The following is a 329-nucleotide window of genomic DNA, read 5'->3' on the forward strand; positions in this document are numbered from 1 at the left end:
CCGATGCATCTCGATGCGGGCCTGCGTCGTGCTCAGGCGTTCCTGCAAATCGTTCATCTTGTCCGCCGCTTGTTCCGCGACCTCGACCTTCTTCAGGTCTTCCTGCGTCAACTGCTGGACTGCGATAATAGTTTCGAGATGCGGGGCCAGCTGCTTTAGCAGGGCGCGACGCTCCACCAATTCCTCCATCATGCGACGCAAAACCTTCAGTTCCAGTTTCTTGCCCTCGAACGGCTTGGGTTCACGCGGCAGCTCCAGCATTTCCTTGTGCGCTTTGGCCAGAGCACGAAACTTTTTCTGATTCTTGACGAGACAGCTCTGTTCTTTCT

Annotated in this window: 1 protein-coding gene; it reads right to left on the bottom strand. The window is 55.6% G+C overall.

What is annotated here, in order from left to right; all coding sequences use genetic code 11:
* Window positions 1-329 (bottom strand): hypothetical protein (locus tag AC1RP1_RS08115; protein WP_481762735.1); only part of this gene is annotated, 329 nt, incomplete at both ends.

It is taken from the genome of Dellaglioa sp. CoH-56-MRSF-13, from assembly GCF_056782095.1.